The 25,505-nt window shown below is 58.3% G+C and carries 28 protein-coding genes and 1 pseudogene; 17 read left to right on the forward strand and 12 right to left on the reverse strand.

Translation table 11 applies throughout. The features are described from left to right. Positions 1 to 181: 181 nt before the first annotated feature. From AC5SEM_RS05420 to AC5SEM_RS05430, 3 genes are all read right to left on the reverse strand, one after another. On the reverse strand, positions 182 to 811 hold the full coding sequence (locus AC5SEM_RS05420; RefSeq protein ID WP_077571778.1) for a LysE family translocator: 630 nt from the start codon (positions 809 to 811) through the stop codon (positions 182 to 184). Between the two features lie 87 nt (positions 812 to 898). Beyond that, complete coding sequence (locus AC5SEM_RS05425; protein WP_007914003.1) at positions 899 to 2,248, reverse strand: NCS2 family permease; 1,350 nt, start codon at positions 2,246 to 2,248, stop codon at positions 899 to 901. 290 nt (positions 2,249 to 2,538) lie between these two features. Further along, a complete protein-coding gene (locus AC5SEM_RS05430; protein ID WP_077571779.1) occupies positions 2,539 to 2,985 on the reverse strand; it encodes a MarR family winged helix-turn-helix transcriptional regulator in 447 nt (148 codons plus the stop codon). Positions 2,986 to 3,067: 82 nt separating this feature from the next. Here AC5SEM_RS05430 and AC5SEM_RS05435 point away from each other — a divergent pair, with 82 nt between their 5' ends. Beyond that, positions 3,068 to 4,234 (forward strand): aminotransferase-like domain-containing protein, encoded by a 1,167-nt coding sequence (locus AC5SEM_RS05435; protein WP_495472330.1) that lies wholly within the window; start codon positions 3,068 to 3,070, stop codon positions 4,232 to 4,234. A 159-nt stretch (positions 4,235 to 4,393) separates the two neighbouring features. Here AC5SEM_RS05435 and AC5SEM_RS05440 read toward each other — a convergent pair whose 3' ends face one another. From AC5SEM_RS05440 to AC5SEM_RS05450, 3 genes and pseudogenes are all read right to left on the reverse strand, one after another. After that, entirely contained in the window at positions 4,394 to 4,765 is a 372-nt protein-coding gene (locus AC5SEM_RS05440) for a glutathione S-transferase N-terminal domain-containing protein (RefSeq protein ID WP_116032877.1), read from the reverse strand. Positions 4,766 to 4,868: 103 nt separating this feature from the next. Then, positions 4,869 to 5,414, reverse strand: coding sequence for a GTP cyclohydrolase I FolE (gene folE, locus AC5SEM_RS05445; protein ID WP_010456659.1), 546 nt, complete (start codon positions 5,412 to 5,414; stop codon positions 4,869 to 4,871). A 22-nt stretch (positions 5,415 to 5,436) separates the two neighbouring features. After that, a pseudogene (locus tag AC5SEM_RS05450) lies at positions 5,437 to 5,685 on the reverse strand (site-specific integrase); the annotation flags it as partial. Between the two features lie 250 nt (positions 5,686 to 5,935). Here AC5SEM_RS05450 and AC5SEM_RS05455 point away from each other — a divergent pair. After that, entirely contained in the window at positions 5,936 to 6,556 is a 621-nt protein-coding gene (locus tag AC5SEM_RS05455; RefSeq protein WP_495472331.1) for a hypothetical protein, read from the forward strand. 142 nt (positions 6,557 to 6,698) lie between these two features. Here AC5SEM_RS05455 and AC5SEM_RS05460 read toward each other — a convergent pair whose 3' ends face one another. The 3 genes from AC5SEM_RS05460 to AC5SEM_RS05470 form a co-directional block, all read right to left on the reverse strand. Beyond that, complete coding sequence (locus AC5SEM_RS05460) at positions 6,699 to 7,256, reverse strand: Smr/MutS family protein (protein ID WP_077571781.1); 558 nt, start codon at positions 7,254 to 7,256, stop codon at positions 6,699 to 6,701. Positions 7,257 to 7,330: 74 nt separating this feature from the next. Then, a complete protein-coding gene (locus AC5SEM_RS05465; RefSeq protein ID WP_007914024.1) occupies positions 7,331 to 7,651 on the reverse strand; it encodes a hypothetical protein in 321 nt (106 codons plus the stop codon). A 130-nt stretch (positions 7,652 to 7,781) separates the two neighbouring features. Continuing rightward, positions 7,782 to 8,372, reverse strand: a complete 591-nt coding sequence (locus AC5SEM_RS05470) for a cysteine hydrolase family protein (protein WP_007914026.1) — start codon at positions 8,370 to 8,372, stop codon at positions 7,782 to 7,784. A 239-nt stretch (positions 8,373 to 8,611) separates the two neighbouring features. On the opposite strand from AC5SEM_RS05470, the gene prmB reads away from it, so the two are divergent. Then, complete coding sequence (gene prmB / locus AC5SEM_RS05475; protein WP_034151742.1) at positions 8,612 to 9,520, forward strand: 50S ribosomal protein L3 N(5)-glutamine methyltransferase; 909 nt, start codon at positions 8,612 to 8,614, stop codon at positions 9,518 to 9,520. Between the two features lie 202 nt (positions 9,521 to 9,722). Beyond that, entirely contained in the window at positions 9,723 to 10,892 is a 1,170-nt protein-coding gene (locus AC5SEM_RS05480; RefSeq protein ID WP_495472332.1) for an IS4 family transposase, read from the forward strand. A gap of 116 nt (positions 10,893 to 11,008) precedes the next feature. On the opposite strand, the gene AC5SEM_RS05485 is transcribed toward AC5SEM_RS05480, so the two are convergent. Both AC5SEM_RS05485 and AC5SEM_RS05490 read right to left on the reverse strand, forming a co-directional pair. After that, positions 11,009 to 11,800, reverse strand: a complete 792-nt coding sequence (locus AC5SEM_RS05485; protein WP_110721157.1) for a hypothetical protein — start codon at positions 11,798 to 11,800, stop codon at positions 11,009 to 11,011. A gap of 99 nt (positions 11,801 to 11,899) precedes the next feature. After that, complete coding sequence (locus AC5SEM_RS05490; protein ID WP_137219042.1) at positions 11,900 to 12,853, reverse strand: alpha/beta hydrolase; 954 nt, start codon at positions 12,851 to 12,853, stop codon at positions 11,900 to 11,902. 130 nt (positions 12,854 to 12,983) lie between these two features. On the opposite strand from AC5SEM_RS05490, the gene aroC reads away from it, so the two are divergent. The 5 genes from aroC (at position 12,984) to mtnC (ending at position 17,203) form a co-directional block, all read left to right on the forward strand. After that, positions 12,984 to 14,075 (forward strand): chorismate synthase, encoded by a 1,092-nt coding sequence (gene aroC / locus AC5SEM_RS05495; protein WP_077571784.1) that lies wholly within the window; start codon positions 12,984 to 12,986, stop codon positions 14,073 to 14,075. A gap of 31 nt (positions 14,076 to 14,106) precedes the next feature. Beyond that, positions 14,107 to 15,252 (forward strand): MFS transporter, encoded by a 1,146-nt coding sequence (locus tag AC5SEM_RS05500; RefSeq protein ID WP_495472333.1) that lies wholly within the window; start codon positions 14,107 to 14,109, stop codon positions 15,250 to 15,252. Continuing rightward, positions 15,249 to 15,875 (forward strand): methylthioribulose 1-phosphate dehydratase, encoded by a 627-nt coding sequence (locus AC5SEM_RS05505; protein ID WP_034151739.1) that lies wholly within the window; start codon positions 15,249 to 15,251, stop codon positions 15,873 to 15,875. The genes AC5SEM_RS05500 and AC5SEM_RS05505 overlap by 4 nt, the downstream gene beginning before the upstream one ends. Before the next feature lie 94 nt (positions 15,876 to 15,969). Then, positions 15,970 to 16,515 carry a 1,2-dihydroxy-3-keto-5-methylthiopentene dioxygenase gene (locus tag AC5SEM_RS05510; RefSeq protein WP_007914042.1) on the forward strand — a complete coding sequence of 182 codons (546 nt, stop codon included), beginning with the start codon at positions 15,970 to 15,972 and terminating at the stop codon, positions 16,513 to 16,515. Positions 16,516 to 16,519: 4 nt separating this feature from the next. Further along, positions 16,520 to 17,203, forward strand: coding sequence for an acireductone synthase (gene mtnC / locus AC5SEM_RS05515; RefSeq protein WP_077571788.1), 684 nt, complete (start codon positions 16,520 to 16,522; stop codon positions 17,201 to 17,203). A gap of 184 nt (positions 17,204 to 17,387) precedes the next feature. On the opposite strand, the gene AC5SEM_RS05520 is transcribed toward mtnC, so the two are convergent. Beyond that, positions 17,388 to 17,666, reverse strand: a complete 279-nt coding sequence (locus AC5SEM_RS05520) for a DUF3509 domain-containing protein (protein ID WP_008080936.1) — start codon at positions 17,664 to 17,666, stop codon at positions 17,388 to 17,390. A 388-nt stretch (positions 17,667 to 18,054) separates the two neighbouring features. Between AC5SEM_RS05520 and AC5SEM_RS05525 the strand changes: the two genes are divergently transcribed. The 8 genes from AC5SEM_RS05525 to AC5SEM_RS05560 all read left to right on the forward strand — a co-directional run bounded on the left by AC5SEM_RS05525 (position 18,055) and on the right by AC5SEM_RS05560 (position 25,493). Then, positions 18,055 to 19,893: a long-chain-acyl-CoA synthetase gene (locus tag AC5SEM_RS05525; protein ID WP_495472334.1), complete on the forward strand. Its 1,839-nt coding sequence runs from the start codon at positions 18,055 to 18,057 to the stop codon at positions 19,891 to 19,893. A gap of 97 nt (positions 19,894 to 19,990) precedes the next feature. Continuing rightward, entirely contained in the window at positions 19,991 to 20,509 is a 519-nt protein-coding gene (locus tag AC5SEM_RS05530; RefSeq protein ID WP_495472335.1) for an ankyrin repeat domain-containing protein, read from the forward strand. A 167-nt stretch (positions 20,510 to 20,676) separates the two neighbouring features. Next, positions 20,677 to 21,207, forward strand: coding sequence for a hypothetical protein (locus AC5SEM_RS05535; protein WP_495472336.1), 531 nt, complete (start codon positions 20,677 to 20,679; stop codon positions 21,205 to 21,207). 71 nt (positions 21,208 to 21,278) lie between these two features. Then, a complete protein-coding gene (locus AC5SEM_RS05540) occupies positions 21,279 to 21,470 on the forward strand; it encodes a PLDc N-terminal domain-containing protein (RefSeq protein WP_007914053.1) in 192 nt (63 codons plus the stop codon). A 239-nt stretch (positions 21,471 to 21,709) separates the two neighbouring features. Then, positions 21,710 to 22,585, forward strand: a complete 876-nt coding sequence (gene speE / locus AC5SEM_RS05545) for a polyamine aminopropyltransferase (protein ID WP_016982904.1) — start codon at positions 21,710 to 21,712, stop codon at positions 22,583 to 22,585. A 220-nt stretch (positions 22,586 to 22,805) separates the two neighbouring features. Next, on the forward strand, positions 22,806 to 23,039 hold the full coding sequence (locus tag AC5SEM_RS05550) for a hypothetical protein (RefSeq protein ID WP_495472337.1): 234 nt from the start codon (positions 22,806 to 22,808) through the stop codon (positions 23,037 to 23,039). A 209-nt stretch (positions 23,040 to 23,248) separates the two neighbouring features. Next, on the forward strand, positions 23,249 to 23,596 hold the full coding sequence (locus AC5SEM_RS05555; protein WP_007914059.1) for a ribonuclease E inhibitor RraB: 348 nt from the start codon (positions 23,249 to 23,251) through the stop codon (positions 23,594 to 23,596). 487 nt (positions 23,597 to 24,083) lie between these two features. Next, entirely contained in the window at positions 24,084 to 25,493 is a 1,410-nt protein-coding gene (locus AC5SEM_RS05560) for a circularly permuted type 2 ATP-grasp protein (RefSeq protein WP_016982906.1), read from the forward strand. Positions 25,494 to 25,505: the final 12 nt, after the last annotated feature.

Consider the following 25,505-nt stretch of genomic DNA (forward strand, 5'->3'; position numbering starts at 1 on the left):
TACGGGGGGATTTTGCGCGATGTATATCAGCGGGTTGTTGCGGTGTATTGCACGCCGCGCCGAGCATTTTTGGCAGGAGCAGGGGAAGTCCGTCGCAAGGGCGGGGCTCCCTGGCTTGAGCCTTTCAAGTCAGGGAGTGTGCAGCTCATCAGCAGTCATTTGAAGTAACGCTTCAATCGTTTCAATGGCTACCCAGCAATGCCGCAGCCCCGGCGCCACCGAACAATCCGGCACTGATCCGGTTGAACCAGCTCTGACCTTTGCCGCTGCGCAGATAGCGAGCCGCACCATGGGCGCCAAGGCCGTAAGCCAGTTTGCACAGCAGGTCCAACAGGGTCCAGGTGACGATCATTACCAGCAACTGCGGCAGGAAAGGCTGTTCGGCACTAAGGAATTGCGGCAGAAACGCAGCAAAAAACAGGATGTCTTTAGGGTTGCTCGCACCCAATACAAAGGCGCGTCCGAACAAGGCGCGAAAGCGTGGGACGGGGGCCGCTTGCGGCACCTCGGCACCCACCGATGGCTGACGCGATTGCTGCCAGCTTTGCCAGGCGAGGTAGAACAGGTACAGCCCGCCGACGATTTTCAGAGCACTGAACAACTGTTCGGAAGCCAGCAACAAGGCGCCCAGCCCCAGAGCCGAAGCGCTGAGTAAACAGATCGATGCCGAGACACCGCCGAGAAACGCCGGATAGGAGCGGCGCAATCCGTAATTCAGACTGTTGCTGATCATCAGCAACGACAGTGGTCCCGGAATGAGGATCACCACCAGTGCAGCGCCGCTGAACAGCAGCCAGGTTTCCAGACTCATCGTTTCGCTCCTTTCTATTGTTATCAAGATGCACAAAAGCCCCACCCGCAAGGGTGAGGCTGTTTTCAAACGTGTGCCGCGCAGCGCTTACAGAAAGATGAACTTGGCGATGAAGATCGCGCAGAGCACCCACAGGCTGACGGAAATTTCCTTGTACTTGCCGGTACCGGCCTTCAACGCCACGTAGGTGATGAAGCCCAGTGCGATGCCGTCGGCGACCGAGAAGGTCAGCGGCATCATGATCGCTGTGACGATCGCCGGAATGGCGTCGGTCGCTTCATCCCATTCGATGTGGGCCATGCCGCCCATCATCAGCATCGCCACGTAGATCAGTGCACCGGCGGTGGCGTAAGCGGGAATCATGCCGGCCAGCGGTGCGAAAAACATTGCCGCTATAAATAGCACACCTACGGTGACTGCGGTAAGACCAGTCCGACCACCAGCGGCTACGCCCGCAGCACTTTCCACATAGCTGGTGACAGGTGGAACACCGACCACGGCGCCGAATACGCTGGACGCACTGTCGGCTTTCATTGCGCGGGAGAGGTTTTCGATGCGGCCGTCAGCGTTGACCAGATTGGCGCGCTGGGCGACGCCCATCAGGGTGCCGGCGGTGTCGAACATGTGCACAAAGAGGAAGGCGAGCACCACGCTGATCATGCTGACGTTGAACACGCCGGCCACGTTCATCGCCATAAAGGTCGGCGCCAGACTTGGCGGAGTCGACATGATCCCTTCGTAGTGCACGATACCCAGGCCCCAACCGGCCAGGGTCACGGTGATGATACTGATGAGGATCGCACCGAACACGCGGTGGTAGCTGAGGATTGCGATCATCAGGAAGCAGATGGCCGCGAGCAGTGGACCAGGCTCGCGCAGGGAGCCGAGTTTGATCAGCGTCGCCGGACTATCGACGACGATGCCTGCAGTTTTCAGGCCGATCAGACCAAGGAACAGACCGACACCTGCGCCCATCGCAAAGCGCAGGCTGACCGGAATACTGTTGAGCAGCCACTCGCGAATCCGCGAGAAGGTCAGGATCATGAACAGCACGCCCGAGACAAACACCGCACCGAGCGCGGTTTCCCAGTTGTAGCCCATGGTGCCGACCACGGTGTAAGTGAAGAAGGCGTTGAGGCCCATGCCCGGTGCCAGACCCACTGGCCAGTTGGCGTAGAGGCCCATCAACAGGCAGCCCAACGCGGCGGCGATACAGGTGGCGACGAAGGCTGCACCGTGATCGATCCCGGCATCGGCCATGATGTTCGGGTTGACGAAGATGATGTAGGCCATGGTGATGAAGGTTGTCAGACCGGCAATCAGCTCGGTCTTCACCGTGGTGCCATGCAAGCTGAGTTTGAACAGACGTTCCAGCAGACCACTGCGTAATGGTGGCGAGAGGTCCAGCGTCGATGCTTCGGATTTGCGGCTTTCCACAGCGAGTACTCCTCAAGAGTTTTATTGTTATTTCTAGGGCCGGACCCATGAGGGGTGGCAGCGGCCCTTTGAGGCATACGCGAATTTGTTGACCATGCGGTCAGGAACTCGCACGCTGTGGATTATGCTTTTGTGTACAAATAAAGCAAATATTGTTTTTGGTTTTGTTTACGAAAGTTCCGTCGATAGGGATATATCACTTGTGCTGGCCCTTCGCGAGCAGGCTCGCTCCCACATTTGAAATACGTTCCCCTGTGGGAGCGAGCCTGCTCGCGAAGAGGCAGTCCCATTCAATCGAGAACCGTCTGACTGTTCCCCAATGCCAGATTCACCGCCAACCAGCCATTCACCGCCGCTTCGCCAGCCTCGGCAAACACCCGCTCCAGCAATTTCACCTGCTCACGCCGCAACGTCTGCTCAAACTTCGCACCTTCCGCCGTCAGCTCCAGCAGGCGTTTACGCTTGTCGGCCTCCGACGCCACGCTGTCGACCAGATGCATTTCCTGCAACTGCCGCAACGGCATGTTCAACGCCTGCTTGCTCACGCCGAGCAATCCCAGCAATTCCTTCACGCTCAAATTCGGGTAACGCGCGATGAAAAACACGATGCGCTGATGCACCCGCGACAGCCCACGGCGCTCGAGCATTTCATCAGCCTTGGCGGTGAAGGCCTGATAGCCGAAGAAAAACGCTTCCATGGCCTGTTGCTGACTGGATGGGTTTTTAAGGTCAAGCATATTGACGTACTCGCTCAAGCTGTCGTAATTTCAGTCAACCAGTTTGACTCATTTTTCGTCCGCCTCGCTACCGGTGACCCCCATGGCTTTTTCCGAACGTGTCTCGCGCCTTAAAAGTTCTTTGATCCGTGAAATCCTCGCTGCCGCTCAGCGCCCTGAGGTGATGTCGTTCGCTGGCGGATTGCCGGCCGAAGCCATGCTGCCGAAGGTCGAGTGGGCCGACATGCCGCTGTCGCTCGGCCAATACGGCATGAGCGAAGGCGAGCCGGCATTGCGCGAGGCTCTGGCGGCGGAGGCGAGGGCGCTTGGGCTGGAATGTCAGGCGAGTCAGGTGCTGGTGGTCAGCGGCTCTCAACAGACCCTCGATCTGGCGGCCAAGCTGTACATCGACAAAGGCACAGAAATTCTGCTGGAGGCACCGACTTATCTCGCCGCACTACAGATATTCCAGCTGTTCGGCGCCGATTGCCTGACCGTGCCGCAAGAGTCCGACGGCCCGAACCTGGCACAGTTGCGCGAGCGTTTGGAGCAACATCACCCGGCGTTTATCTACCTGATTCCGACGTTCCAGAACCCGTCCGCCGTGCGCTATAGCGAAGAAAAGCGTGCAGCGGTAGCGGCTTTGCTCGACGAGTTTGGCGTCACGCTGATCGAAGATGAGCCTTACCGTGAACTGACGTTCGATGGCGGCAGCGCCAAGCCGATTGCCGGTCGCTTGAAGAAATCCAGTTGGATCTACACCGGCACCGTGTCGAAAACCTTGCTGCCGGGTTTGCGTGTCGGCTATCTGATCGCCAGTCCCGATCTGTTTCCGCACTTGCTCAAACTCAAGCAATCGGCGGATCTGCACACCAATCGCATCGGCCAATGGCAGGCGTTGCAGTGGATCGGTACTGAGAAGTATCAGCAGCATCTGAGCGAGTTGCGCGGCTTCTATCGACAGCGGCGGGATGCCTTCCAGGCGGCGCTGGAAACACATTTTTCTGATCTGGCGGATTGGAACACGCCACAGGGTGGGCTGTTTTTCTGGCTGACGCTGAAGCAACCGCTGGACACGCGAACGTTGCTTAACGAGGCGTTGGCCAATGACGTGGCGTTTATGCCGGGGGAGCCGTTTTTCCCGGATACGGATAAGCATCACGGGCATTTGCGTTTGAACTTCAGCCACATCGATCCGGCGCGCCTGGATGAAGGGCTCAAGCGATTGGCGGCGGTGGTGCGCCAGGCGCAGCTAGATAAAGCGGCTTGAAAACAAATAAACCGGCTCGAGGGCCGGTTTGTTTTTGTCTGAGCTTTGAGGTGATTTGGCGGGCCTCATCGCGAGCAGGCTCACTCCTACAGTTGGAATGCATTCACCTGTAGGAGTGAGCCTGCTCGCGATAGGGCCATCAGCCCCAGCACAAAACCATCAGACCGCAGCGAAGCGCTTATCCAGATAATCAATAATCACCTTGGACTCATACATCCAGGTGGTCTGGCCATTCTCTTCAATGCGCAAGCAAGGCACCTTGATCCGGCCACCCTGATCCAGCAGCGTCTGTCGATCCTGCTCGTTGTTCTTCGCATCCTTCAGCGCCACCGGCACATTCAGGCGGCGCAGCGTACGGCGGGTTTTCACACAGAACGGGCAGGCGTGGAACTGATACAGTGTCAGATCCTTCGCGGCTGCATCGACCTGAGCCTGGGCAGCGGCGGGGCGTTTTTTCTTGCCCGGACGGGTGATGAAGTCGATGAAGATAACCAGTTGGCCGAGGCCGACACGAAGCGCTTTGACGAACACGTTGAAGCCTCACGGTGCATATTGAGAAAGGCGCGCAGCTTACCCGATTTTTCTCGGGCGAAAAAAAACCGGCGATGAATGCCGGTTTTTTTCGTGCTGCGAATTACTTGATCAGGCTGAGAAACTCGCTGCGAGTCGCGGCGTTTTCACGGAACTCACCGAGCATCACCGAAGTGATCATCGACGAATTCTGCTTCTCGACACCGCGCATCATCATGCACATGTGCTTGGCCTCGATCACCACGGCCACGCCCAGCGCGCCGGTGACTTGTTGCACTGCATCGGCGATCTGGCGGCTGAGGTTTTCCTGAATCTGCAGGCGGCGGGCGTACATGTCGACGATCCGCGCGACCTTCGACAGGCCCAGCACTTTGCCGCTCGGGATGTACGCGACGTGCGCCTTGCCGATGAACGGCAGCAGGTGGTGTTCGCACAACGAGTACAACTCGATGTCCTTGACCAGCACCATTTCGCTGTTATCGGAGCTGAACAGGGCACCGTTGGTGACCTCTTCGAGCGTCTGTTCATAACCGCGGCAGAGGTACTGCATGGCTTTGGCGGCACGCTTTGGCGTGTCGAGCAGGCCCTCGCGGGACACGTCTTCGCCCAATTGGCCGAGAATCGCGGTGTAGTTCTGTTCCAGTGTCACAGGGGCTGATTCCATAAGGGTTTCAGAGGGGTACTGTTTCTGTCTGTACCAATTTTGTACCAATCAAGCTGTTTTCGAGCTTGCCGAGTTCACCCCAGTCAGTGCTGGAATTGATCCATCGGGCGTAGGTCGATAGCAACATCTGAACGCTATGACCGAGCTGAGTGGCAATAAACGCAGGGTTCATACCCGCCATGACGCACATGGTAGCGTATGTGTGTCGGCAGTTGTATTGCCGGCGGGCGCGAATCCCCAATTCGATCAGCGCAGCCTGAAACGGTCACCGACACCCAGAGCGCCAGACCCGATCTCTCACTTCGGCGATTTTATCGAGTAAAATCGCAGCCCACAGGTCACCTTTACCCTGTAAAGAACTCCGCAGAGTTGCTGCGTGTCGAGGCTGAGCCTTGGCATGGGGAAGGCAACAAGCGTTGAGTGAAAGGTTCATTGAAACGACGGCCCGAAAGGGCCTTTTGCATTACCTGGATGCGATTTTCGCGCCTATTAGCCAAAGGAAGATCATGAAAAGTTCAATCAATGATATGGCGTTTACCGAGCGTCGCCGCGTGCCTGTGAGGGCTTTATTGGGCGGTGTTTTATTCTTGGTCATGGCCATCCAGGGGTTCCGTATGGAGTCCAATGGAATCGCTGCGCTGCTGCTGGTGTGTTCGTTATGGTACTTGGGCATGGCGTGGCTGAATCGCAACGCGGGTTCGCAAACCTTGATGATCCTCAAGGACAAGGGCATCTGGTTTTTCAATGCTGATGGGTTAGTCCCTTACACATCGATTGAAGCCACAGAGGTCGAATCGTACAGAGGGATAGCTCAGATGCAACTCAATACGGTACTTCATATCATTGCCGAAAGGGCTGACACTCTGCCGAACTTTAATGACAGCCGGTGGAAGATCTTCTTCAAGATGCCAAGTGCGCGTAAGGGTAAAGGCTTTCGTAAGCATCTCGTAGTGTTCAACTATGGCGGTCTGCGCGACGAAGACGGCAAAAACGTCGACTATGAGAACCTTGAAGAAGAACTTACGTATCGCATCGAAAAGGCTCACCAAGAGGAACATGAACTGAGCAATTCGGTTTATGTGCCCTCATCGTCAGCAAACGATGCGCTGTCGCCTGTCACTCATTGAATCCCGCTTAACGCGTCGGGCGCTGGCAGTGGGTGCAAAGCCGACTGCCGAAAGCTGCCGTTCGGCTCTGTCTTTCAAACAGCTTCAGCCAAATAAAAGCCCCGCATCGTGACTAACGATGCGGGGCTTCAAATGGGGCGGATTATTCGTCGCGGCCTTCCATCATGGTGCGTTTGAGCATCACGTAAACCGCGCCAGCGCCGCCGTGTCTGGCCTGGCACGAGCAGAAACCCAACACCTGCGCATGTTGACGCAGCCAAGTGTTGACGTGGCTTTTGATCATCGGCCGCTTGCCGTCCAGGCGCACAGCCTTGCCGTGAGTAACACGCACACAGCGGATTTCGAATTTGGTCGCTTCGGCGAGAAACGCCCAGAGGGTTTCGCGGGCCTTTTCCACGCTCATGCCATGCAGGTCGAGGCTGCCTTCGAACGGGATCTGGCCGACCTTGAGCTTGCGCATCTGACTTTCCTGCACGCCGTCGCGGGACCACATCAGCTCGTCTTCCGGGCCGACGTCGATCACGAACTGATCGGACAGACCGTCAACGGTGGTGGCATCGGTGCGCACGGTGGCGGACTGGCGCAGCTTGGCAATCTGTGCGCGGTCTGCCTTGGGTTTGCCGGTGTCGGCGCGGTCGTGCTTGATCGGCTTGACGCCTTGGATCGCACTTTTGAACAGGGAAAAATCGTCGTCTTGCATGTCAGCCTCCGCGAAGGGCGGCCAGTTTACCCAAGTCGAAACAAAACGGCCCGGCAAAAAGCCAGGCCGGTGAGTCAGTCGTGTTTTTTCATCAGGTGCGGGGACATGTTCAGTTCCCGCGATTGCCGTGCGCGACGGCGGCAGCGGCGCCACAGGGCGACACCGAAATACAGAAACAGCAAACCGACCGCCAGAATGATCGCCGAGCCCATCGGCGTAGCGTTCAAGTCACCGAGTGCCGGTGGACGGCCGAGCAGGCTGGCCGCTCCGGCCATCGCCAGCAGCACGCCGAACGTGGCCAGAATGGCCGCGATCGCCGCGCCGAATCGAAAACGCCAGTTGCTTTGGCCTTTGGGCCGCAAGCGGCGTGCGTCAAATCCATCGGATAACTTCATTCCGACCTTCCTCAATGGGTATCGGCCCTTCGACCGGGAGTTGACCGGGTTGTTCCTGAGGCTATGGCATTTGCGGCAAATGAGAGGGTTTTGCGGATGAGCGGCGCGCTGAGCCGCTCATCAGAGCAGATCAGATCAGGTCCTGAGTCAGCGCGAGGGTGGCGAAGTTGTCCGCCATGATCGCCATTTCGGCTTCCTGCACCACGGCGGCGCTGAGCACGCGGCCCTTGAACGGCAAGTCGCGGGTGGCGCAGGCGTCTTCCACCAGGGTGCAGCGGAAACCCAGGTTCTTCGCCGCGCGCACGGTGGTGCTGACGCTGGAGTGGCTCATGAAACCGCAGACGATCAAGTCCAGCGAGCCAAGGTTTTGCAAACGATCGAGCAACTCGGTGCCGTGGAACGCGCTCGGCAGCAGTTTGCCGATAATGGTTTCATCGCCTTGTGGCTCGAGGCCCGGGATGAATTCGCCGCGTTCGCCCTGCGGGTCGAACAAGCCACCGACGGTGCCGAGATGACGCACGTGCACGATCGGCCGACCGGCTGCACGGGCTGCGGCAACCACTTGTTTGATGTTCGCGACGGCCGCGTCCATGCCGCTCAGGGCCAGCGGGCCACTGAGATATTCTTTCTGGGCATCGATGATGACCACGGTGGCATGGCTCAGTGTGGCCGCTGCGTACCCGCGACCGCTGAGTTGAAACATCGTTTTTGGAACGGACATTCTGGGGCTCCTTGGGGTGGGGCTTTTGCGACATTGTCCTCTGGCTGAGCGGTTCTGTGAATCGCTACCATCGTAGGCACCGTCGTTATTGGCCTGCAGCCTTGTCAAGTTACACGTTCTGTTCAATGGCTGATGCAAAAAACAGAAAACTCCTACTGTCGGCGCGATGTTTTTCCTGCGTCGTCGTCACGCGTTTTGGCTGGTAGAATCGCCAGTCGTTTTTTCTGGAGTTCTGCGCCGTGATCACTTCCCGCCTTCGTACCCTGCGTGACCATATCCGTTGGGCCGTCAGCCGCTTCCATGGGGAGGATCTGTTTTTCGGCCATGGCACCGACAATGCCTGGGACGAAGCCCGGCAACTCGTGCTCGGTGCGTTGCACCTGCCGTGGGAAATCGCCGACAGCTACCTCGATTGCGCGCTGGAAGACGACGAGCTGGTCAACCTGCAACGCCTGCTCAAGCGCCGCATCGAAGAACGCATTCCCACCGCTTATCTGTTGGGTGAGGCGTGGTTCTGTGGCATGTCGTTTATCGTTGACGAGCGTGTGTTGATCCCGCGTTCGCCGATTGGCGAACTGATCGAAAACCGCTTCGCCCCGTGGATCGGCACCGAACCTGCGCGGATTCTCGACCTGTGCACCGGCTCCGGTTGCATCGGCATTGCCTGCGCCTACGAGTTCCAGAACGCCGAGGTGGTGCTGGCCGATCTGTCGTTCGAAGCGCTGGAAGTGGCCAACCAGAACATCGAGCGCCATGGCGTCGATGAACGCGTCTACACCGTGCAGGGCGATGGTTTTGATGGTTTGCCGGGTCAGCGTTTCGACCTGATCGTGTCGAACCCGCCTTACGTGGATGCGGAAGATTTCGCTGATATGCCGGATGAATATCAGCATGAGCCCGAGCTGGGTCTGGCTTGCGGTGATGATGGATTGAATCTGGTTCGACGCATGCTCGCTGAAGCGGCGGATCACCTGACCGAGAAGGGCTTGCTGATCGTTGAAGTGGGCAACAGTCAGGTGCACGTTGACGCGCTGTACCCGGAAGTCGATTTCGCCTGGCTGGAATTCGAGCGCGGCGGGCATGGCGTGTTCATGCTGACAGCGGAGCAGTGCCGCAACCACCAAGCCCTGTTCGCTTCCCGCGTCTAATCGAGACTGATCGTTCCCACGCTCTGCGTGGGAATGCCTCAATGGGCGCTCTGCGTCCGCTGTTGGGACGCGGAGCGTCCCGGGCTGCATTCCCACGCGGAGCGTCACTAGTGTCCGGTAAAAACTGAAGGGGGAGCTTGCTCCCCCTTGCTGTGCCTGCTTCCTGAGCAATAATCAGGTTTTTCAGACTCGATTTTCGACTATGTTCACCAGCACCCGATTTGCGCAGATGCTTCAAGCCCTTCCTCATCAGCTTTTCAAAGCAGCGGTCAAGCGCTGTGGGGCTGATCGGTACGCCAAGCAGTTCACCTCCTGGGATCTGCTTGTCACGCTGATTTATGGCCAGATTACTCAGGCCAAGAGCTTACGTACGCTGGCGACAGCTTCGCAGTCACTGGAACCTCATCGCCACCATCTCAACGCTAAGAACATGGTCCGCTCCACCCTTTGTGACGCGCTGAACAAGCGCAGTTCAGAGCCCTTTCGGTTGGCCTGCGAGCACCTCCTCAAAGGCATCGGTCGTAAACAGCGCAAGTCTCTCGAAGCGATGATCACCTTGATCGATTCGACTTCGATCAGCTTGCGCGGCCCAGGTTTTGACGAATGGACCACCGCGACGAAAACCCGTATCACCCAGGGACTGAAGGTGCATGTAGCCATCGATCCAAGGCAAACAGCCCCAACCTACGTAAACATCACTGCGGCAAACGTCAACGATCTAAGCGATGCGCTGACCATGCCACTCGAAGCAGGCATGACTTACGTTTTCGACAAGGGTTACTGCGATTACAACTGGTGGCACCAGATTGATCAGATAGGTTCTTTTTTCGTCACACGCCTGAAAAAAAACGCCAATCTGAAGCGGGTCGAAAATTTGAAAAAAGAGGATGCAGCAGAATCTATCGAGGCGGATGAATCAGTATTGTTCGCCAAGAAATATCTGAGCACCCGACGCCCGAATCTCTATCGGGATCAGGCGGTACGCCGAATACAGGTTCGCCGAGATGATCACGAAACGCCGCTGGTGCTGGTCACTAACGACTTTTCTCGCTCTGCTGAAGAAATTGCCGGGCTGTACAAACAGCGCTGGCAGATTGAGTTGTTTTTCAAGTGGATCAAGCAAAACCTAAAGCTCAAACGCTATTTTTGCTTCTCCGAAAATGCCGTTCGTCTGCAGATTTACAGCGCTCTGATCACATACCTTTTGCTGCATCTCTATCAGCGCCGGTCAGGTGGCTCTGGGTCTATTTCCAGCTTCGTCATTCGGCTAGCCCACTCGTTGTTCGAACGGCCATCAAGCATCGAACATCTTGAACACCGAAGACAGAAGCGAACGGAGCAGAAGGCAGCTCAAGGCTGCCTCCTGCTATGAAACAGGTTTTACCGGACACTAGTGACGCGGAGCGTGGGAACGATCAAGCACAGGGAAATGCATTCCAAGGTGGGAGCGAGCTTGCTCGCGAATGGCCGCGACGCGGTTTCAAGCGATCAGCGGTGTGTGGCAATCCAGATCAACAACCCCGCCTGAAACACCGCAAACGCCACCAGGCACGTAATAGTGAAACGCAAACCAGCGTCTTCACGCTTGAACTTGCTGACCTTGTCTTCCTGCTTCTTCAGCTTCACTTCCTGCTCGGCCAGATTCTGCTCGGCCTGCTGGAGCATCTGCGCCGCTTCAAGAATTTCGACGATCTGCAGCTTTTCGCTGTTCCAGTCACCGAGCAAATCGCCAACCTGCACTTCCTTGACGCTGCCTTTCAAATGCTGGGCGTCGGCGTACACCACATCAAAGCCGTGCACACGCAGGAAATGATCGCGACGCAGACGCGTGTCTTCGTTCAGCGCGTCCTTGTTGTTCAAGTCCATGCCGTCGACGGTGTAGGTCGGCCAACGCTTTTTCGCCCAATTGATGCCTTGCGCGGCCATGTAACGGCCGATGCCACGGTTCATCGGTTCGATCTGCAGGCCGCTGTCCGGGCCGAAGTGCACACGTTTGGTCGTGTGATCTACCCACACGTCCAGTTGATTCTGCTCTTTGCGCACACGCTGGCCCGGCAGTTTGATTGCCATGCGCATCAGGCTTTTTTCTTTGCTGTTGCGCTCGGCATAGCCGAATTCGACGAAGCGCAAGGGGCGCCCGCCAGTGTTGCGATCGGTTTGCAGCGGGGCCAGGCGGAGCATCTTGTGGTGCTCGACGTGGACATCCGCCCACGGCAGCTCGACCGCTGGCGGTGCGTCTTTTTCAGCGGTGGTGTCGGGTGAAGTCTGGGTATCAGTCATAACGGCGAGATCCTGTCCAAGCCCTGCTTGTCGCCAGCCGTTGCGCTGGCGACAAAGGCTTATCGGCCGTTTTTTGCAGGACTAGAGGGCAAACAACCGTTAACGGGTGCGAAGTCCGTCAATAAACTCAATGATCTTCGCGCCGAGTTCCGCCGCTAGCGGCAAATTTGGATCCTTGTACGAAGCCAATTGCCGCTTCATATCGTTGTGGACGATGCGCATGACATGGTTCATGCCGTCGATCACCACCAGTTCGGCGTCGGGTTTGGCGGCTTTCAGCGCCTGCGCATCGCCAACGCCGACCTGCATGTCGTTGCTGCCCTGGACGATCAGCGCCGGCATCTGCAATTGCGCGAAGGCTTTGGCCGGATCCTGACGGAACAGTGAAATCAGGTACGGCTGCACGCTCGGGCGGAAAATCACCTGCAACGGTTGTGGAACATTGTCATCGGTATGGCCGGCCTTGAGGCTGTCGAGCAGTTCGTTACTGCGCAGCATCAGCGGCGGCGGCAGGCTGCGGGCCAGTTGCTCGCGGATCACCTGATCGACCGGGCGGGCGCTGCCGGACAGGGAAATCACCGCCGCCGCATCGACTTTCGGTGCAGCGAGGCTGGCAATCAGCGCGCCTTCACTGTGGCCGAGCAGGATCAACTTGCCGAAACGCGGATCAGTCTTGAGCTTCTGCCCCCACGCCACCGCGTCCGCCGCGTAGGCTTCCACCGACAAATTGCGCTCATCCGGCGTCGCCGCCAGGCTCGCCGCAACGCCGCGTTTGTCGTAGCGCACGCTGGCGATATTGTGTTTAGCCAGCACCCAGGCCAGGCGCTTGAGGCTGTCGTTGCGCCCGCCGTCGGGGTTGTTTCCGTCACGATCCGTAGGACCCGAGCCAGAAATAATCAGGACAACCGGCACCGGGTTGTCAGATTTTGGTAGCAGCAGCGAACCGAAAAGTTCGCCGGTGCCGGTATCCAAAGTAACCGGGCGTTGTAGGACCGTCGCTTGGGCAAAGCCCGTAAACAGGGTAAGACTCAAGATCAAAACTCGCAGCATCATCACGCCATCATTCGCCAAGGTGCCGGTTGGACTCGCCAGCACCACTAAGGTTCGAGGATGAACTACTCGGTTAGCCTGCGTATACTGGCGCGCATCACGAATTTGGGTTTGATTTCACGGAGCGTCCTGCATGTCCGGCAATACCTACGGCAAGTTGTTCACTGTCACCACCGCTGGCGAAAGCCATGGTCCGGCGTTGGTCGCCATTGTCGACGGCTGCCCGCCGGGCCTGGAGATCTCCCTCGAAGACCTGCAGCGCGACCTCGATCGCCGCAAGCCGGGCACCAGCCGCCACACGACCCAGCGTCAGGAAGCCGACGAAGTCGAAATCCTCTCCGGCGTGTTCGAAGGGCGCACCACCGGTTGCTCGATCGGCTTGCTGATCCGCAACACCGACCAGAAGTCCAAGGACTACTCGGCGATCAAGGATCTGTTCCGCCCGGCCCACGCCGACTACACCTATCACCACAAATACGGCGAGCGCGATTACCGTGGCGGTGGCCGCAGTTCGGCGCGGGAAACCGCGATGCGCGTGGCCGCCGGTGCAATCGCCAAGAAATACCTGGCCAGCCAAGGCATCGTTATTCGTGGCTACATGAGCCAGCTCGGTCCGATCGAAATCCCGTTCAAGACCTGGGACTCGGTAGAAGAGAACGCCTTCTTCAGCCCGGATCCGGACAAAGTCCCTGAGCTGGAAGCCTACATGGACCAATTGCGCCGCGACCAAGACTCGGTCGGCGCAAAAATCACCGTGGTTGCCGAAGGCGTGATGCCCGGTCTGGGCGAGCCGATTTTCGACCGTCTCGATGCCGAACTGGCCCACGCGCTGATGAGCATCAACGCCGTCAAAGGCGTGGAAATCGGCGCCGGTTTCGCCTCGGTTGCCCAGCGCGGAACCGAACACCGCGATGAAATGACCCCGGAAGGTTTCCTCAGCAACAACGCGGGCGGCATCCTTGGCGGCATCTCGTCCGGTCAGCCGATTGTTGCCCATTTGGCGCTGAAGCCGACGTCGAGCATCACCACCCCGGGCCGTTCGATCGATATCCACGGCAATCCGGTCGATGTGATCACCAAGGGCCGTCACGACCCGTGCGTCGGCATCCGTGCAACGCCGATTGCCGAAGCGATGATGGCCATTGTGCTGATGGATCACTTGCTGCGTCACCGTGGCCAGAACGCCGATGTGCGCGTGAGCACGCCGGTGCTGGGCCAGCTTTGATGGCGGGCTCTAAAGCCGTCGCGGCATAACCGTGGCGGCGCTCCCTTACTGGCGGCTGTCCAGTTTCTATCTGTTCTATTTCGCCTTGCTCGGTTCGACCGCGCCGTTTCTGGCGCTGTACTTCGATCACCTCGGCTTCAGTCCGGCGCGGATCGGTGAGCTGGTCGCGATCCCGATGCTGATGCGCTGCGTGGCGCCGAACATCTGGGGCTGGCTCGGCGATTACACCGGCAAACGCCTGGCCATCGTGCGCTTTGGCGCGGTGTGCACGCTGCTGACCTTCTCGTTGATTTTCGTCAGCAAGACCTACGCCTGGCTGGCGATGGTCATGGCGCTGCACGCATTCTTCTGGCACGCGGTGCTGCCGCAATTCGAAGTCATCACCCTGGCGCATTTACAGGGGCAGACTTCGCGTTACAGCCAGATTCGCCTGTGGGGCTCGATCGGTTTCATCATCACCGTGGTCGCGCTCGGCCGGTTGTTCGAATGGCTAAGCCTCGATATCTACCCGGCGGCGCTGGTGCTGATCATGGCCGGCATCGTTCTCAGTAGTTTGTGGGTGCCGAATGCGCAACCGCCGCAGGGCAATCGGCCGAACGGCGAGGGCTTTCTCAAACAGCTGCGCAATCCCGGCGTGCTGGCGTTTTACGGTTGCGTGGCGTTGATGCAGATGAGCCACGGCCCGTATTACACCTTTCTTACCTTGCACCTGGAACGGCTCGGCTACACACGCGGCACCATCGGCATGCTCTGGGCCGTGGGTGTGGTCGCCGAAGTGCTGATGTTCATGGCGATGAGCCGGATTCTTGCGCGGTTTTCCCTGCGTCGGGTACTGATGGCGAGTTTTCTGCTGGCGGCGCTGCGCTGGTTGCTGCTAGGTTCGTTCGCCGAGTTTCTGTCGGTGCTGTTGTTCGCGCAGATTCTGCACGCAGCAACCTTCGGTAGCTTTCATGCCGCTGCCATCGCGTTCGTGCAACGTAGCTTCGGCGCGCGCCAGCAAGGGCAGGGTCAGGCGTTGTACGCAGCACTGGCCGGCACCGGCGGCGCCATGGGCGCGTTGTATTCCGGTTACAGCTGGAATGCCCTCGGCGCGACATTGACCTTTAGTATTGCCAGTCTCGCGGCGCTCGCTGCTGCCGTTATCATTGCCACACGTATGCAAGAGGACAGGCCATGAGCCTTACGCGTGAACAACTCGCCCAGCAAATCGTCGATGCCGGGCGCTTTCTTTATGGTCGCGGCTGGTCGCCGGCCACCAGCAGCAACTACTCGACACGCCTGTCGCCGAGCGAAGCGCTGCTGACCGTGTCCGGCAAGCACAAGGGCCAGTTGGGTCTGGACGATGTGCTCGCCACTGACCTTTCTGGGAACAGCCTGGAACCGGGTAAAAAACCGTCCGCCGAAACCCTGCTGCACACTCAGCTGTATAGCTGGCGGCCGGAGATCGGCGCAGTGCTGCACACCCATTCGGTCAACGCCACGGTGCTGTCGCGCCTGACCCCGGAAGACTTTATCGAGTTCGAAGATTACGAACTGCAGAAAGCCTTCAGCGGCATTTCGACTCACGAATCCCGGGTGCGCGTGCCGATTTTCGACAACGATCAGGATATTGCGCGCCTCGCCGCCAAGGTGCAGCCTTGGCTCGACGCCCATCCTGATTGTGTCGGTTATCTGATTCGCGGCCACGGCCTCTACACCTGGGGCGCGCAGATGAACGACGCGCTGCGGCAGATCGAGGCCTTTGAATTTCTGTTTGAATGCGAGTTGAAAACCCGCAGCGTCATGAACCGCCAAGGCTGACTTCACCGGAAGTAGCCCATTTGCCTGATGAAATGCTGTGCCCGACCGGTCTGCAAGAACCGGACGGCAAGGCCGATACCGAGGAATTGCCCCAATGAGCAGCCTGTCCGTCTATCACGTCTCAAGCCCCGACATCCCGAACAAGGTGCTGACGCACTTCGAGGACATCGCCTCGACCCTGGCCGAGCAGGGCGTGCGCTTCGACCGCTGGCAAGCCGCCGCAAAGATCCAGCCCGGTGCCACCCAGGAAGAAGTGATCAGCGCCTATAAAGAGCAGATCGACAAGCTGATGACCGAGCGCGGTTACATCACCGTCGATGTCATCAGCCTGAACAGCGATCACCCGCAAAAAGCCGAATTGCGCGCCAAGTTCCTTGAAGAACACCGTCATGGCGAGGACGAAGTCAGATTTTTCGTCGCCGGCCGTGGCCTGTTTACCTTGCACATCGATGATTACGTCTACGCCGTACTGTGCGAGAAGAACGATTTGATCTCGGTGCCGGCCGGCACCAAGCACTGGTTCGACATGGGCGAGCATCCGCACTTTGTCGCGATCCGTCTGTTCAACAACCCAGAAGGATGGGTTGCCAACTTCACCGGCGAAGACATCGCTGGCCGTTTCCCGCGACTGGAGGACTGATTCGATGTCGATCAAAGCCATTGTCACTGACATCGAAGGCACCACCAGCGCGGTGAGTTTCGTCTTCGACGTGCTGTTTCCGTATGCGGCTAAACACCTGCCGGATTTTGTTCGGCAGAACGCCGGGCGTGCTGATGTCGCCGAGCAACTCGACGCCGTACGCCGTGACAGCAATGCGCCGCAGGCCGATGTTGAACGGGTCGTTGAAATCCTCTTGAGCTGGATCGAAGAAGATCGCAAAGCCACGCCGCTCAAAGCCTTGCAAGGCATGGTCTGGGCCCAGGGTTATCACGCCGGGCAGTTGAAAGGGCATGTTTACCCGGATGCCGTTGAAGCGCTAAAACGCTGGCACGCGGCGGGTTATCAACTGTTTGTGTACTCGTCGGGCTCGATTCAGGCACAGAAGCTGATTTTCGGCTGCTCGGAGGCGGGGGATCTGACGCCGCTGTTCAGCGGGTATTTCGACACGACGTCGGGGCCCAAGCGCGAGGCGCAGTCGTACACCAATATCCAGCAAGCCATTGGCGTTGAAGCGGGGGAGATTCTGTTCCTCTCGGACATCGTCGAAGAACTCGACGCTGCGCAGGCAGCCGGCCTGCAAACCTGCGGCCTCGCCCGTGAAGGCGGCGAATTGGGCAGTCACATCACCGTCGACACCTTCACCGGCATAGAACCCGAAGCTTTCTAACCCACACTCGATCCAAATGTGGGAGCGAGCCTGCTCGCGAAAGCGTCCGTTCAGCCAACCTTTTCAGTGGTTGACACACAGCCTTCGCGAGCAGGCTCGCTCCCACAGGAATTGGCGTCAGGCACAAAAAAACAGGCCGTGAAGCGAAAGCTCACGGCCTGTTTTGTTTAAAACGCTTTAGAAATTACAGCGAGTGATACGTCGGCAGGGCAAAACGCTGCTGGCTCTGTAGCATGGCAATTTGCGGCAGTTCACTGGCTTGTTCAGCCAGGTCGCGGCGAATTGCACTGATCGCCCACGACAATTGGTCGCCGGCATGCAGTTGTTGATAAGTCAGTGCGCGCTTGAACACTTTGCCATCGCTGCTGCGCAGAGTCAGCAGGATCCCGCCATCAGGACGTGGCGCAGTGGTGACGTCGAAGTTGGAGAACAGGGAGGTAAATTTTTCTTGGATCAGGCTCATGTCTATCAGCTCCGTATGCACTTGAATGGCAAGCATGCAGAGGAGGTTGCAGCGATTGTGCCAGCATTTGAAATTAATAAAATCCTTATAAATCAATAAGTTAAAAAATAGGAAAATTCAGGTTGTCGTGCAAACTGCATGAATGGCCATCGTGCATCCTGCATTTTGCGGGATCGTTGTCGAAACAACGGAACCAATCGCTTACCCGATGATCATCGCCGCCGTCGGCCGATCAGCGGATACAAAACATTGCAAAAACCGCGTGTACAGCCCGAGAAGCGCTGACGTATTTTCGATCTCGACCCGCGCTTGAGTGCGCTGGTTGCTTCAAGCAAGCCCGAAAAATAAAAACATCGACCTGCACGCCAAGGTCGAACGGGGAGCTTCCATGAGTCACGCGCCAAGCGACACGATTACCTGGGGCATGATGCTCCGCAAACTGCCGATGATTGCCAAAGCCATTCCGCGAGTGGTCAAGGGCATGAAGGTGGCTAACGTCACGGATCCGACCCAAAGCTGTGGCCTTGGCTGGACATTCGAACAAGCGACGCTGCGCAATCCCGAGGGCTCGGCGTTACTGCAGGGCGATGTGCGGCTGACCTATGCGCAGGTCAACCAGTGGGCCAACCGCATCGCTCATTATCTGAACGGGCAGGGCATCGGCAAGGGCGACGTGGTCGCGGTGTTCATCGAAAACCGCCCGGAATTGCTGGTGACCATTCTGGCGCTGGCCAAGGTCGGCGCGGTCAGCGCGCTGCTCAATACCTCACAGACTCGCGACACGCTGATCCACAGCGTGAATCTGGTGGCGCCGGTAGCGATTGTGGTCGGCGAAGAGCTGGTTCCGGCTTATGCGGCGATTCGCGAGCAAGTGGCGATCACCGCGGCGCGCACCTGGTTTGTCGCCGATCAGGACACCTATAGCCATCCGGGCATTGCGCCCGAAGGCTACGTCAATCTGATCAGCGCCAGTGCCGATGCCTCCAGCGAAAATCCGCCGAGCAGTCTGCAGGTGTTTTTCGACGATCCGTGTTTCTACATTTACACCTCCGGCACCACCGGCCTGCCCAAGGCCGGGGTGTTCAAGCACGGGCGCTGGATGCGCAGCTCCGCTAGTTTCGGCATGATCGCCCTCAATATGGGCCCCGACGATGTCGTCTACTGCACCTTGCCGCTGTATCACGCCACCGGTCTTTGCGTGTGCTGGGGCTCGGCAGTCAACGGCGCCTCGGGCTTCGCGATTCGTCGCAAGTTCAGCGCCAGCCAGTTCTGGAACGACGTGCGTCGTTATCGCGCGACCACCATCGGTTATGTCGGCGAGTTGTGTCGTTATCTGGTCGATCAACCGGCCAGCGCCGATGACAGTCGGCACGACGTGCGCAAGATGATCGGCAACGGCTTGCGTCCCGGCGCCTGGGCCGAATTCAAGACCCGTTTCGCCGTCGAGCACATCTGCGAGCTGTATGCGGCGAGTGACGGCAATATCGGTTTCACCAACATCCTCAACTTCGACAACACCATTGGCTTCTCGCTGATGGCGTGGGAGCTGGTGGCCTACGATCATGACCGCGGTGAACCGCTGCGCAGCGCCGACGGTTTCATGAGCAAGGTTGGCAAAGGTGAGCAGGGCCTTTTACTCGCGCGGATTGACGAAAAAGCCCCGCTGGACGGTTACACCGATCCGCAAAAAACCGCCAAAGTTGTCCTTCACGACGTGTTTAGCAAAGGCGATCGTTTTTTCAACACTGGCGATCTGCTGCGCAACATCGGTTTTGGTCACGCGCAATTTGTTGATCGGCTCGGTGATACGTATCGCTGGAAGGGCGAAAACGTCTCGACCACTGAAGTCGAAAACCTGTTGCTGCAACACCCGCACATCTCCGAAGCAGTGGCTTATGGCGTGGAAATCCGCAATACCAACGGCCGTGCCGGGATGGCGGCGATAACGCCTGCGGAATCCCTTGCGACGCTGGATTTCGCCGAGTTGCTGACCTTTGCCCGGGAGCGTATGCCGGCCTATGCCGTGCCGTTGTTCCTGCGGGTGAAGGTGAAAATGGAAACCACCGGCACCTTCAAATATCAGAAAACCCGCCTGAAAAATGAAGGCTTCGACCCCGGCCAGACGGGCGATGACCCGATTTACGCCTGGCTGCCCGGCACGCAGACTTACGTACGAGTCACCGACGAAGTGTTGGCGGAAATTCATCAGGGCAAGCATCGTTATTGAATCTGGCTATGGCGCGACTTGAGAAAAAGGGGGTGACAGCCAGCGTCTCGCTCGGGAAACTGTCGACTTTCCGATTGACCGAAAGTGGAGTTGCCCCATGTCCGACCAAAGCCGCCAGATGACCCCTGAAGAAGCTGCCGAATTCACTGAGCAGGTTTTCAACAAGGCGCGCGACGGTGATGCCGAGATGCTTGATCGTCTGGTCACGGCCGGTTTGCCGGTCAACCTGAAAAACAGCAAGGGCGACACATTGCTGATGCTGGCCAGCTACTACGGCCATGTGGATGCGGTGCAAGTGCTGCTTAAACACAAAGCCGACCCGGAAATGCGCAATGGCAACGGCCAGAGTCCGATTGCCGGTGCGGCGTTCAAAGGTGATTTGGCAGTGGTCAAGGCGCTGGTCGAGGCGGGTGCCGAGATCGAAGGCTCGTCGTTTGATGGTCGTACGGCGCTGATGATGGCGGCGATGTTCAACCGCGTTGCAATCGTTGAATACCTGATCAGCAAAGGCGCCAACGCGCAGGCCAAGGACGCCAACGGCGTGACCGCGCTCGACGCTGCACGGACGATGGGCGCGGTTGATACCACTGTGCAGCTGGAAAAATTGTTGGGTTGATAAGATCAGAAGATCGCAGCCTGCGGCAACTCCTACACTGATTGCGTTTGTGGCCCGTTTCGCGGTCGAACGCTGAACTTGTAGGAGCTGTCGCAGGCTGCGATCTTTTGCTTTGTGCGCTATCCTCCGCGCCCTCGAAATTCACCTTCGCCACAGGATCCGCCCTCATGAAAGCCGCACTCGTCGAACTCATCAGCAAAATCAGCTCCGGCTGCATGGGCGAGGACGAGATCGTGAAAGTCGCCGACGAAGCGGCACAGGCCTACGCCGATGCTGATGCCTTTCTGACCGCCAACCCCGACATCAACTACGACGAGACCTTTCCGATTCCGCTGGGCGAGTGGGTCGTGGTCGGTAGCTTGCCGGAAACCGTGCTGTTCCAGGCTGACACTTACGTTGACCTGTTCGCGCAGATCGTTGCCTCGTTCGGCCCGGGTGTGGATTTCAACCTCAAACCAAAGCAACTGGCCAAGACCGAAGCGCTGGTCGCACTCAACCGCATCCAGGTGCAGATGAGCAGCATGAACAAGGAAAACGGCGGTTACACGCTGATGAACTTCAGTCAGTTGCTCGACGACGAGCTGCAGATGGTTTTGGTCTACGGCAACGACGTGCCACGGGTACTGGAGTTGTGCGCCGAAGTCGGCATCGCCGCCGCGCCATCGCTTGAAGCCCTGAAGATCGCTGTTCACGTCTGAACGCAATAAAAGGGAACCCTGCGCGCGACCGTCTATCCTAAAAGTGCATGCCACTATTCTGGAGCGACACCATGGGTTCCACGTTCAACGGTCTGATCGGTCTGATCATCCTTGCCCTCGACATCTGGGCCATCATCAACGTGTTGAAAAGCGGCGCGACCACCGGGATGAAAATCGTCTGGGTGCTGCTGATCATCCTCCTGCCGGTGCTGGGCCTGATCATCTGGGCGATTGCCGGACCGCGGGGCAACGTGCGGATCTGAGCCGATCCCGAGAACACCGCAATACCCTGTAGGAGTGAGCCTGCTCGCGATAGCTATCCTTCAGTCAATGAGTCAGTGACTGAAAAACCGCTATCGCGAGCAGGCTCACTCCTACATTGGATTGCGGGTTGCCGATAAAGTGAGGTTCGACCTGTCATCTTCGGCAACGTAGAATGCGCGCCTTTCCCGGGCAATCGTCCCCACGATTGGCGCCCGCGCATTCATCGGAGCACTTGACCATGACCGTCACCAAAACCAGCGAGTACCTGGAAACCCTCTACGAAGGCTACGGCCAGCGTTTTCGCATGGAAAAACTGCTGCACGAAGTGCGCACCGAACACCAGCATCTGGTTATTTTCCAGAACCCGCGCATGGGTCGTGTAATGGCGCTGGACGGCGTGATCCAGACCACCGAAGCCGACGAATTCATCTACCACGAAATGCTCACCCACGTGCCGATCCTCGCCCACGGCAGCGCCAAGCGCGTGTTGATCATCGGTGGCGGTGACGGCGGCATGCTGCGTGAAGTGACCAAGCACGCCGGTGTCGAGCACATCACCATGGTCGAGATCGACGGCACCGTGGTCGATATGTGCAAAGAGTTCCTGCCGAACCACTCCAGCGGCGCCTACGATGATCCACGTCTGAACCTGGTGATCGACGACGGCATGCGTTTCGTCGCCACCACCACAGAAAAATTCGACGTGATCATCTCCGACTCCACTGACCCGATCGGCCCGGGCGAAGTGCTGTTCTCGGAGAACTTCTACCAGGCGTGCCACCGCTGCCTGAACGAAGGCGGCATTCTGGTGACCCAGAACGGCACGCCGTTCATGCAGATCGACGAAGTGAAAACCACCGCCGGTCGCCTGAACAGCCTGTTCCCGGACTGGCACTTCTATCAGGCCGCCGTGCCGACCTACATCGGTGGCTCGATGACGTTCGCCTGGGGCTCGACCAACCCGGCTTACCGCAAGCTCAGCCGTGAAACCCTGCAACAGCGCTTCATCGGCAGCGGCATCGTCACCCGCTACTACAACCCGGAAATCCACATCGGCGCGTTCGCCTTGCCGCAGTACGTGCTGCAGGCGATCAACAAGCCAAGCAACGACTGAATAATCGCTGCAAATCTTTGTAGGAGTGAGCCTGCTCGCGATTACGGTCTGTCTACCAACATCAGCGTTGGATGAGAAATCGCTATCGCGAGCAGGCTCACTCCTACCGTAGATGTCGTTTTTTTCATCTTCGCCCGCTGTAATCCTTTTGAACCAACTTTCGGCGTACACAGTCGAGATAGTGGTAAGCCCATTTGCGGGTTTGATCGAGGAGGCACCGATGCAAAAGTGGAAAGTCACTTTCGTGGACGATCATGGTGAAATTGTCGATGGGGTCTTCGAGTGCGAGGAGTGCCCGAGTCATGAGCGGGCGGCCAAACTCATCAAGGAGCGCTTTCTTCCTGTTGCCGCCGAACTGGATCTGAACGATCTGGAAGGTCGCACCGCCGATGCTGGCGTGAAAAGCCTGAAAACCCAGAACAGCATCGAAATCCTCAGCATCACTCCCGTCTGACATTCTTCCTGTCACCTTTCACGCCAGGCCTTGGCAGCAGCTCTGACTTGGGGCTACTCTGCAAGCGAGATCAGCGAACGGATCGCTAAGGTCTGGTCTTGTCAGCTACATGCTTGTTCCCGCGTGCAACCACGTTGCCGTAGTACTTTGGCCACAGGCCCGGGGCGGGAATACGGAAAGTCTATCCATCTATGCGAGGGGGACGATTCATGAGCACAGCCTATCAAGAAGACATCAGCAGCAATGTTCTGCGCCGCATGAAAGAAGGCGGTTTCGATTTTTCCCGATTCCATCCCATCGAGTTCTACGCGATTTTCCCGGACGAGGAGCGGGCGCGCAGGGCGGCAGGCAAATTTCGCGGTGAGTCCATCAATGCCCAGGTCAGCGTGCGTGATGACGGTGCTTGGGCGCTGGAATTAAGCAAAGTGATGTACGCGACCTATGACGATATCGGCGACTTCGAGCAGGGATTCTCTGCCGTGGTTGAACCTCTGGGTGGCATCATCGAGGGCTGGGGCGTAAAGCAGGAGGTGCGCAACCGCCACCGTTTGAACTGATCTCTGGTTTCATTTGTTGAACAACGGCTGACCTTCGGGTTGGCCGTTGTCATTTCCGACGTAAGCAAAACGCTGTGGCAAAACCCTGAAACAAGAAACCGAGGCAAAAAAAAGCCACCGGAGAGGGTGGCTAAAAGGGAAGACCGATAAGGAGAGGAAACCGGTCAGGGTTACAGCGGGGCGGGCTGCGAGGGCAGTCCAGGTCAGTTGAGCTGGCGACTTCGCGGCGCTGTGCGCGGGGAAGTTTTGCAGCGGATGCGCGGATTATCCGCAGGCAGCGCCGGGCAGTGAAATCAACTCTGACTATGCTGGTGATAGGCGATGCAGTGCGTCGCAATGAAGCGGGGGCAATCCGGTTGGGGCATTTGCCGCACAGGAATGGTGCGGTGCCTGCGGCGTGTATTTCCAACCGATTGAAATCAAAGCGTTTATGCCGATGGCACGGGCCTTGCGAAGGCCTGTAGGTCCGGGTGACAAGGAGTACGGCATGATCCGCACCTATTTTGATGAGATGTACGACGCCGGCGGCCAGGTTCGCCCGCATTATCGGGAGTTCGCCCGCTGGCTGGCCGACACGCCTGACGAACTGCTGGCCCAACGGCGACGCGAGGCCGATCTGCTGTTCCATCGCGCCGGCATTACTTTCACGCTCTATGGCGACGAGCAGGGCACCGAGCGCCTGATTCCCTTCGACACCATCCCGCGCAGCATCCCTGCCAGTGAATGGCGGATCGTTGAGCGCGGCTGCATCCAGCGGGTCAAGGCGCTGAACATGTTTCTCGCCGACCTCTATCACGAGCAGCGCATCATCAAGGCCGGGATCATTCCTGCCGAACAGGTGCTGGCCAACGAGCAATATCAGTTGGCGATGCAAGGCCTCGATCTGCACCGTGATATCTATTCGCACATCTCCGGCGTCGATCTGGTGCGCGACGGCGACGGCACCTATTACGTGCTCGAAGACAATCTGCGCACTCCGAGCGGCGTGAGCTACATGCTCGAAGACCGCAAGATGATGATGCGCCTGTTCCCGGAGCTGTTCGCCGCCCAGCGCATCGCGCCGATCGATCATTACCCGAACCTGTTGCTCGACACCCTGAAAAGCTCAAGCCCGATCGACGACCCGAGCGTGGTGGTGCTGACGCCGGGGCGCTTCAACAGTGCGTTCTTCGAGCACGCGTTTTTGGCGCGGGAAATGGGTGTGGAGCTGGTCGAGGGCGCGGATCTGTTCGTGCGTGACGATAAAGTCTTCATGCGCACCACCGACGGCCCGAAAGCGGTGGACGTGATCTACCGCCGCCTCGACGACGCGTTCCTCGATCCATTGGCGTTCAATCCCGATTCGATGCTCGGTGTGCCGGGGCTGCTTTCGTCTTATCGCTCCGGCAACGTAGTGCTGGCAAACGCCATCGGCACCGGCGTGGCGGATGACAAATCGGTGTACCCGTTTGTCACTGACATGATCCGTTTTTATCTCGACGAAGAACCGATCCTGAAGAACGTGCCGACCTGGCAATGCCGCAACCCGTCTGAACTTTCCCACGTGCTGGCCAATCTTCCAGATCTGGTGGTCAAGGAAACTCAAGGCTCCGGTGGTTACGGAATGCTCGTGGGGCCGGCGTCGACGACGGCGGAAATCGACGCCTTCCGCGAGCGCATCAAAGCCAAGCCGCACGCATACATCGCGCAACCGACGCTGTCGCTGTCGACCTGTCCGACCTTTGTCGAAAACGGCATCGCCCCGCGCCATATCGACTTGCGTCCGTTTGTCTTGTCCGGGCGCGAAACCCGTGTGGTGCCTGGTGGTTTGACCCGTGTGGCGCTGCGTGAAGGCTCCCTGGTGGTGAATTCCTCCCAGGGCGGCGGAACCAAGGACACCTGGGTGGTCGAGGATTGAAGGAAGCTTGCC

Source organism: Pseudomonas sp. CH61, assembly GCF_059429415.1.

Excerpts from the sequence above, each read along its gene's own strand:
- AC5SEM_RS05420 (WP_077571778.1), bottom strand. The coding sequence starts at position 811 with ATGAGTCTGGAAACCTGGCTGCTGTTCAGCGGCGCTGCACTGGTGGTG.
- AC5SEM_RS05430 (WP_077571779.1), bottom strand. The coding sequence starts at position 2,985 with ATGCTTGACCTTAAAAACCCATCCAGTCAGCAACAGGCCATGGAAGCG.
- AC5SEM_RS05435 (WP_495472330.1), top strand. The coding sequence starts at position 3,068 with ATGGCTTTTTCCGAACGTGTCTCGCGCCTTAAAAGTTCTTTGATCCGT.
- AC5SEM_RS05455 (WP_495472331.1), top strand. The coding sequence starts at position 5,936 with ATGAAAAGTTCAATCAATGATATGGCGTTTACCGAGCGTCGCCGCGTG.
- AC5SEM_RS05460 (WP_077571781.1), bottom strand. The coding sequence starts at position 7,256 with ATGCAAGACGACGATTTTTCCCTGTTCAAAAGTGCGATCCAAGGCGTC.
- AC5SEM_RS05465 (WP_007914024.1), bottom strand. The coding sequence starts at position 7,651 with ATGAAGTTATCCGATGGATTTGACGCACGCCGCTTGCGGCCCAAAGGC.
- AC5SEM_RS05470 (WP_007914026.1), bottom strand. The coding sequence starts at position 8,372 with ATGTCCGTTCCAAAAACGATGTTTCAACTCAGCGGTCGCGGGTACGCA.
- AC5SEM_RS05480 (WP_495472332.1), top strand. The coding sequence starts at position 9,723 with ATGTTCACCAGCACCCGATTTGCGCAGATGCTTCAAGCCCTTCCTCAT.
- AC5SEM_RS05485 (WP_110721157.1), bottom strand. The coding sequence starts at position 11,800 with ATGACTGATACCCAGACTTCACCCGACACCACCGCTGAAAAAGACGCA.
- AC5SEM_RS05490 (WP_137219042.1), bottom strand. The coding sequence starts at position 12,853 with ATGATGCTGCGAGTTTTGATCTTGAGTCTTACCCTGTTTACGGGCTTT.
- aroC (WP_077571784.1), top strand. The coding sequence starts at position 12,984 with ATGTCCGGCAATACCTACGGCAAGTTGTTCACTGTCACCACCGCTGGC.
- AC5SEM_RS05505 (WP_034151739.1), top strand. The coding sequence starts at position 15,249 with ATGAGCCTTACGCGTGAACAACTCGCCCAGCAAATCGTCGATGCCGGG.
- AC5SEM_RS05510 (WP_007914042.1), top strand. The coding sequence starts at position 15,970 with ATGAGCAGCCTGTCCGTCTATCACGTCTCAAGCCCCGACATCCCGAAC.
- mtnC (WP_077571788.1), top strand. The coding sequence starts at position 16,520 with ATGTCGATCAAAGCCATTGTCACTGACATCGAAGGCACCACCAGCGCG.
- AC5SEM_RS05520 (WP_008080936.1), bottom strand. The coding sequence starts at position 17,666 with ATGAGCCTGATCCAAGAAAAATTTACCTCCCTGTTCTCCAACTTCGAC.
- AC5SEM_RS05525 (WP_495472334.1), top strand. The coding sequence starts at position 18,055 with ATGAGTCACGCGCCAAGCGACACGATTACCTGGGGCATGATGCTCCGC.
- AC5SEM_RS05530 (WP_495472335.1), top strand. The coding sequence starts at position 19,991 with ATGTCCGACCAAAGCCGCCAGATGACCCCTGAAGAAGCTGCCGAATTC.
- AC5SEM_RS05535 (WP_495472336.1), top strand. The coding sequence starts at position 20,677 with ATGAAAGCCGCACTCGTCGAACTCATCAGCAAAATCAGCTCCGGCTGC.
- AC5SEM_RS05540 (WP_007914053.1), top strand. The coding sequence starts at position 21,279 with ATGGGTTCCACGTTCAACGGTCTGATCGGTCTGATCATCCTTGCCCTC.
- speE (WP_016982904.1), top strand. The coding sequence starts at position 21,710 with ATGACCGTCACCAAAACCAGCGAGTACCTGGAAACCCTCTACGAAGGC.
- AC5SEM_RS05550 (WP_495472337.1), top strand. The coding sequence starts at position 22,806 with ATGCAAAAGTGGAAAGTCACTTTCGTGGACGATCATGGTGAAATTGTC.
- AC5SEM_RS05555 (WP_007914059.1), top strand. The coding sequence starts at position 23,249 with ATGAGCACAGCCTATCAAGAAGACATCAGCAGCAATGTTCTGCGCCGC.
- AC5SEM_RS05560 (WP_016982906.1), top strand. The coding sequence starts at position 24,084 with ATGATCCGCACCTATTTTGATGAGATGTACGACGCCGGCGGCCAGGTT.